At 77.8% G+C, this 7,329-nt stretch carries 1 protein-coding gene; it reads right to left on the bottom strand.

The annotated features are described in order from the left end of the window. Positions 1 to 7,329, bottom strand: a 7,329-nt coding sequence (locus PUR56_RS12475; RefSeq protein WP_329948938.1) for an SDR family NAD(P)-dependent oxidoreductase, incomplete at both ends; no start/stop codon positions are given.

The raw sequence follows: 7,329 nt of genomic DNA, 5'->3' as shown, positions 1-7,329 counted from the left end.
TCGGGGTGGTAGAGCCCCTCGACGTCCCAGCCGCGGTCGGTCGGGAACAGGCCGATGCCGTCCCGGCCCTCGTCCACCAGCTTCCACAGCTCGTCCGGAGTGGTGATCCCGCCCGGGTAGCGGCAGGCCATCCCGACGATCACGACGGGGTCGTCGTCGGCCGGGGTGGTGGCGGTCGGGGCGGGGGCCGTGACCGGGGCCGGGGCCGCGCCGGACAGTTCGGTGGTGAGGAACTCGGCGAGGGCGGTGGCGTTCGGGTAGTCGAAGATCAGGGTCGCGGGGAGCCGCAGCCCGGTCTCGGCGGTGAGCGCGTTGCGCAGCTCGACGGCGGTGAGCGAGTCGAAGCCCAGCTCGCGGAAGGCCCGGGCGACGGGGACGGCGTCGGGGCCGGGGTAGCCGAGGACGGCGGCGGCCTGGGTGCGGACGGTGGCCAGGGCGGCCTGGACCCGTTCGGCGTCCGCCAGTCCGGCGAGGTGGCGGGCCAGGGTGCCGCCGCCGGTCGCGGTCCCGGCCGTGGCGGCGCGCCGGCGCCCGGCGTTCGGGACCAGGCCATGCAGCAGCGGGGGCAGGCCCTCGGCGCCGCGGAGCACGGCCAGGTCGAGCCGGAGCGGGACGGCGACCGGGCGGTCGGCGGCGAGGGCGGCGTCGAAGAGCGCGAGGCCGGCTTCGGCGTCCAGCGCGCCGAAGCCGCCCCGGGCCAGCCTGCGCAGGTCCGCCTCGGAGAGCGCGGCCCCGAGGCCGGCGTCCCACAGGCCCCAGGCGAGGGAGGTCGCGGGGACTCCCTGTGCGCGCAGTTCGGTCGCGTAGGCGTCCAGGAAGGCGTTGGCGGCGGCGTAGTTGGCCTGGCCGGCGTTGCCGAACAGGCCGGCCGCGGAGGAGTAGAGGACGAAGGCGCCGAGCGTCCTGTCCTTCGTCGCGGCGGCGAGGTTGCGGGCTGCGTCGACCTTCGCCCGGAAGACGGCGTCGAGCCGCTCCGGGGTGAGGTCGGTGAGCAGGCCGTCGTCGATGGCGCCGGCGGCGTGGACGACGGCGGTGACCGGCTCGTCCCGGAGCGCCGCGGCGACCGCGTCGGGGTCGGACAGGTCGCAGGCGAGCGAGCGCACCTCCGCGCCCTCGATCTCGATGCCCCCGCCGGAGCGGGTGAGCAGGAGCAGCCGGCCGACGCCGTGGGCCCGCACCAGGTGGCGGGCGACGAGGCCGCCGAGTGTGCCGGTGGCGCCGGTGACCACCACGACGCCGTCGCCGAACTCCGCGCGGCCCTCGGCGTGCAGCCGGGCCAGGCGCGGCACCTTGACCGCGCCGTCGCGGACCAGTGCCTGCGGCAGCGGGTGGAACGCGGTCTCGGCCGCGTCCAGCAGGTGGATGCGGTCCGGGTGTTCGGCCTGGGCCGACCGCACCAGGCCCCACAGGGCGGCGCCGTCGGGGTCGGTGATCTCCTCGCCGACGGCGCCGAAGGTGCGCACCACCAGCCGGGAGTCCGACCAGGCGGGGTCGGCCAGCCAGTCCTGCAGCAGCGTCAGCAGGTCGGCGGCCCGGTCGCGGGCGGCGCCGGGCGCCGTCGCGTCCACGGCGAGCACCGGCGCGGGGGCCGGCAACGGCTCGCCGAGCGCGATCACGACCGGGCGGTCGGCCGGGGAGCCGGTCGGGGAGCCGGTCGGGAGCGTGGCCGGGGCGGCCGGGTCCTGCGCGGTCCACTCGACGGTGAACAGCGAGCGGGCCGCCTCGGTGCGACCGGCCGTGGTCCCGTCCGCGCCGACCGGGCGGAAGACGAGACCCTCGACGGTGGCCACGGGAGCGCCGGCGGCGTCGACCGCGTCGACCCGGACGCTCTCGCCGGACGGCCGGAGCCGGGCGCGCAGCAGTCCGGCACCGTCGGCGTGCACGGTGACGCCCGTGAACGCGAAGGGCAGGCGGGTTTCGCCGTCGGCGGCGGCCTCGGTGTCCTCGCCGGTGCTCAGGCCGTGCAGGACGGCGTCGAGCAGCGCGGGGTGCACGCCGAACCCGTCGGGTTCGCCGGTCAGTTCCGCCTCGACGAAGAGGTCGTCGCCCTGTCGCCAGACCTCGCGCAGGCCCCGGAAGGCCGGCCCGTACGTGTAGCCGGCGACGGCCAGCCGGTCGTAGAGGTCCTCGGTGGGCAGGCGGGTCGCCCCGGCCGGCGGCCAGCCGAACGCCTCGCCGGCCGTCCGGGCCGCGCCGACGAAGCCGGTGGCGTGGACGGTCCAGGCGTCCTCGGTCCCGGCGGCGGGCTCGCCCGGGTGGGAGTGGACGGTGACCGGGCGACGGCCGGTCCCGTCCTCGGCGCCGACGCTGACCTGCACGGCGACGCTGTCCGCGGCGCCGAGCCGGAGCGGCTGCCGGAGCACCAGCTCGTCGACGGCGGGGGCGCCGACCACGGCGCCCGCGGCGAGGGCGAGTTCGAGCAGCGCCGTGCCCGGCACCAGGACGGTGCCCAGGATCGTGTGGTCGGCCAGCCAGGGCTGTGCGCGCAGCGAGAGGCGGCCGGTGAGGACGGTGCCCTCGCCGCCGGCCAGCGGCACCGCCGCCCCGAGGAGCGGGTGATCGGCCGGGCCCAGTCCGAGGCTCGCCGGGTCGGTGCCCGCGCCGGTGGCGGCCTGCGGCCAGTAGCGCTGCCGCTGGAAGGCGTAGGTCGGCAGGTCGGACAGCGGGGCGCCGGCGCCGTCGAGGACGCCCGTCCAGTCGACCTCGGCGCCCCGGGTGAACACCGTCGCGACGCCGGTCAGCAGGGTGGTGACCTCGTCCCGGTCGCGGCGCAGGGTCGGGACGGCGAGCGCGTCCGGCGCGTTGGCGCCGACCAGGGCGGTCAGCACGCCGTCCGGGCCGACCTCCAGGAAGCGGGTGACGCCCTGCGCGGTCAGCGCGGTGACGGCGTCGGCGAAGCGGACCGGGCGGCGGACCTGGTCGACCCAGTACTCGGGGTCGGTCCAGCGCAGCGGTTCCCCGGGTTCGACGGTGGAGACCGCGGCGAGCTGCGGCGCGGCGAGATCGAGCCCGCGGACGACCGCGCGGAACGCGTCCAGCATCGGCTCCATGAGCCGGGAGTGAAAGGCGTGGCTCGTCCGCAGGCGGCCGGTCTTCCAGCCGCGTTCCGCGGCCGGACCGGTGATCCGGGCGATGTCCTCGGCGGCGCCGGAGAGCACGACCGCGTCCGGCCCGTTCACCGCGGCGACGTCGACGTCCGGGAACGCCGCGCGCACCTCGGCCTCGGACGCGCCGACCGCGAGCATCGCGCCACCCGGGGGCAGCGCCTGCATGAGCCGGCCCCGGGCCGCGACCAGCACCGCCGCGTCGGGCAGGGAGAGGACCCCCGCGGCGTGGGCGGCCGTGATCTCGCCGATCGAGTGACCGGCGACGACGTCGGGCGTCACGCCCCAGTGCCGGAGCAGGGCCAGCAGCGCCGTCTCGACCGCGAACAGGGCGGGCTGCGCGTACGCGGTCCGGTCGAGCGCGTCCGGGTCGGCGAAGACGACCAGCCGCAGCGGCTCGTCGAGCAGCGGGTCGAGGTGCGCGCAGACCTCGTCGAACGCGGTCGCGAAGACCGGGAAGGCCGCGTAGAGCTGTTCGCCCATGGCGAGGCGCTGCGCGCCCTGGCCGGTGAAGAGCAGGGCGAGCCTGCCGTCGCCCGCCTCACCCCGGGCCGCGGTCTCCCGCCGCTTGAGCGCGCGGAGCAGCTGGGCCCGATTGGGCGCCAGGTAGGCGGCCCGGTGGGTGAGTGCGGCCCGGCCCGCGGTGGTCCGGGCGAGGTCGAGGAGGTCGGTGTCCGGGCGGGAGTCGAGCCAGTCGCGGAGGCGTTCGGTCTGCGCGTCGAGGCCGGCCTCGGTGGCCGCGGAGACGACGACCGGCAGCACCGGCAGCGTGCTGCGGCCGCGCGGGCGTTCGTCCTGCTCGACGACGGCGGGCGGCTCCTCCAGGATGACGTGGGCGTTGGTGCCGCTGACGCCGAACGCGGACACGCCCGCCCGGCGGGGCTTCGGCCCGGCGGCCCAGGGCCGGGCCTCGGTCAGCAGCGCGACGGCGCCGGAGCTCCAGTCGGCCTGCGGGGTCGGCGCGTCGACGTGCAGCGTCCTGGGCAGCCGCCCGTGCCGCATGGCGAGGACCATCTTGATGATGCCGGCCGCACCGGCGGCGGACTGGGTGTGGCCGATGTTGGACTTCACCGAGCCGAGCCAGAGCGGCTCGCCGTCCCGCTCCTGGCCGTAGGTGGCCAGCAGCGCCTGGGCCTCGATCGGGTCGCCGAGTGTCGTCCCGGTGCCGTGCGCCTCGACGGCGTCGACGTCCTGCGGCGTCAGGCCGGCGTTCGCCAGGGCCTGGCGGATGACGCGCTGCTGGGACGGGCCGTTGGGGGCGGTGAGGCCGTTCGAGGCGCCGTCCTGGTTGACCGCACTGCCGCGCACGACGGCCAGCACCTCGCGCCCGGCGGCCCGCGCCGAGGACAGCCGCTCGACGAGCAGCATGCCGACGCCCTCGGCCCAGCCGGTGCCGTCGGCGGCGGCGGCGAAGGACTTGCACCGGCCGTCGGTGGCCAGCCCGCGCTGGCGGGAGAACTCGGTGAACGTGCCGGGGGTGGCCATGATCGTCACGCCGCCGACCAGTGCCATGCCGCACTCGCCCTGGCGGAGTGCCTGCGCGGCGAGGTGCAGGGCGACCAGCGAGGACGAGCAGGCGGTGTCGACGGAGACGGCCGGCCCTTCGAGGCCGAAGGTGTAGGCGATCCGCCCGGAGGCGACGCTGCCGGCGCTGCCGGTGCCGAGGTACCCGCTCAGGTCCTCGGCGCTCTCCTCCAGCAGGGAGACGTACCCCTGGTGGGTGGTGCCGACGAAGACGCCGACCTGTCGGCCGCGGAGCGCGAGCGGGTCGAGGCCGGCCCGTTCGAACGTCTCCCACGCGGTCTCCAGCAGCAGCCGCTGCTGGGGGTCCATCGCGAGGGCCTCGCGCGGGCTGATGCCGAACAGGCCCGGGTCGAAGCGGTCGGCGTCGCGGACGAAGCCGCCGTTGACGGTGTAGGAGGTGCCCGACCGGTCGGCCCGGTCGGCGTCGGGGTCGTAGAGGCCGTCGAGGTCCCACCCGCGGTCGGCCGGGAACGGGCCGATCGCGTCGGTCTCCGCCGCGACCAGGTCCCACAGCTCGTCGGGCGTGCCGACGCCGCCGGGGAAGCGGCAGGCCATCGCGGTGAGCACGATCGGGTCGTCGTCGGCGGGTACGGCCACCGGCGCGGCGACCGCCGGGGCGGCCTCGACGCCGGAGACCTCCTCGCGGAGGTACCGGGCGAGCGCCAGCGGCGTCGGGTAGTCGAACGCGAGGGTCGGGGAGAGGCGCAGCCCGGTCTCGGCGGCCAGCGCGTTGCGGAGCTCGACCGCGGTGAGCGAGTCGAAGCCCAGCTCGCGGAACGGGCGCTTGACCGCGATCGCGTCGGCGGACGGGTAGCCCAGGACGTGCGCGGCGTGGCCCCGGACCAGGTCCACCAGGGCGGCCTCGCGCTGCGCCGGGGGCAGGTCGGCCAGCCGGGAGCGCCAGCCGGTCTCGGCCACCGGCGCGTCGCCGGCCAGGCCGGAGACCTCCGGCAGGTCCTCCAGCAGGGGCCGGCGGCGGGCGGCGGCGAACGTCTCGACGAAGGACGCCCAGTCGACGTCGGCGACGGTGAGCAGCGGCGCGACTCCTGCGGCGGCCCGCCGCAGGACGTCGATCGCCAGGTCGGGGGCCATCGGGGCCAGTCCGCGCCGGCTCAGCGCGGCGCCGGTGTCGCCCTCGGTGGCCATGCCCGCCTCGGCCCACGGGCCCCAGGCGAGCGAGGTGGCGGCCAGGCCGCGGGCCCGGCGGCGCAGCGCCAGGGCGTCGAGGCCGGCGTTGGCGGCCGCGTAGGCGCCGCCCCAGCCGCTGCCCCAGGTGGCGGCGATCGAGGAGAACAGGACGAACGCGTCGAGCTCCGTGTCGCCGAGGAGTTCGTCGAGGTGCAGGGCCCCGGCGGTCTTCCCGGCGAGCACCGGGGCGAGCGCGGCCGCGTCGAGGTCGGCCAGGGGCGCGCCGTGCGCGATGCCCGCGGCGTGGACGACCGCGGTGAGCGGGGCCTGCGGGTCGGCGCCGGCGAGGTCGAGGAGGGCGGCGACCGCGGCGCGGTCGGCCAGGTCGGTGGCGACGAGGGTGACGCGCGCGCCGGTGGCGCGGATCTCGTCGGCCAGCTCGTGGGCACCGGGCGCGTCAGGCCCGCGCCGGCCGGCGAGGACGAGGTGGGCGGCGCCCTGGGCGGCGGCCCAGCGGGCCACCTGACCGCCGAGCGCGCCGGTGCCGCCGGTGACGAGGACGGTGCCGCGCGGCTGCCAGCCCTCGTCGGGCCCGGCCGCGGCGTGCGCGAGGCGGCGGACGAACAGGCCGGCCGGGCGGATCGCGATCTGGTCCTCGGCGTCGAGGCCGCCGGCGAGGACCGTGACGAGCCGGTCGGCGGCGCGCGGGTCGAGGGTGTCGGGGAGGTCCAGCAGGCCGCCCCAGCGGTCCGGGTACTCCAGGCCGACCACCCGGCCCAGCGCCCAGGTCTCGACCCGGGCGACACCGGTGACGCGGTCGTCGGGCCCGGTGGTGACCGCGCCGCGGGTGAGGATCCACAGGGGGGCGGTGACGGCGGCGTCCTCGACGGCCTGGGCGAGGGCGAGCGTGCCGGACAGCGCCGCGGGGACGCCGTCCTCGTCGGCCGTCTCCGAGGCGTCGCCCAGCGCGAGCAGCGAGACGACGCCGGTGACGCCGTCGAGCTCGCGCAGCCGGGCCGCGAGCGTGGCCCGGTCGGCGGCGGGGACGGTCACGACGGCGGCGCCGGCCCGGGTGAGGACCTCGTCGACGCCGTCGGCGGCATCGGTGGCGGCGGCATCGGTGGCGGCGGGCGCGACCAGGACCCAGGTGCCGGTGAGGGGCCGGGAGGTCGGGTCGGGCAGCGCCGTCCAGGTCTCCCGGTAGCACCAGCCGTCGGCCACGTCCCGCTGCTGCTTGCGGCGGCGCCAGGAGGAGAGCGCCGGGACGAGCGCGCCGAGTGTCTCCCGGTGGGCCTCGGCGTCGATGCGCAGCTCGTTGGCGACGACGCTGAGGTCGGCGGAGTCGATCGCGGCCCAGAAGCCGGCGTCCGCGTCCGTCGCTGCGACGGCCTCGCGGGGGGTCGGACGGAGCCAGTACCGCTGGTGGGAGAAGGGGTAGGTGGGCAGGTCGGTCGGGCGGGCGCCGGTGCCGTCGAAGAGGACCCGCCAGGTGACGGGCTGCCCGTGGACGAACAATTCGGCGACGGCGGTGAGCAGCGTGGTGGCCTCGTCGCGGTCGCGGCGCAGGGCGGCG

This window comes from Streptomyces sp. BE303 (assembly GCF_036290945.1).
Classification (GTDB): domain Bacteria; phylum Actinomycetota; class Actinomycetes; order Streptomycetales; family Streptomycetaceae; genus Kitasatospora.
This window is presented reverse-complemented; position numbering and strand designations above follow the sequence as displayed.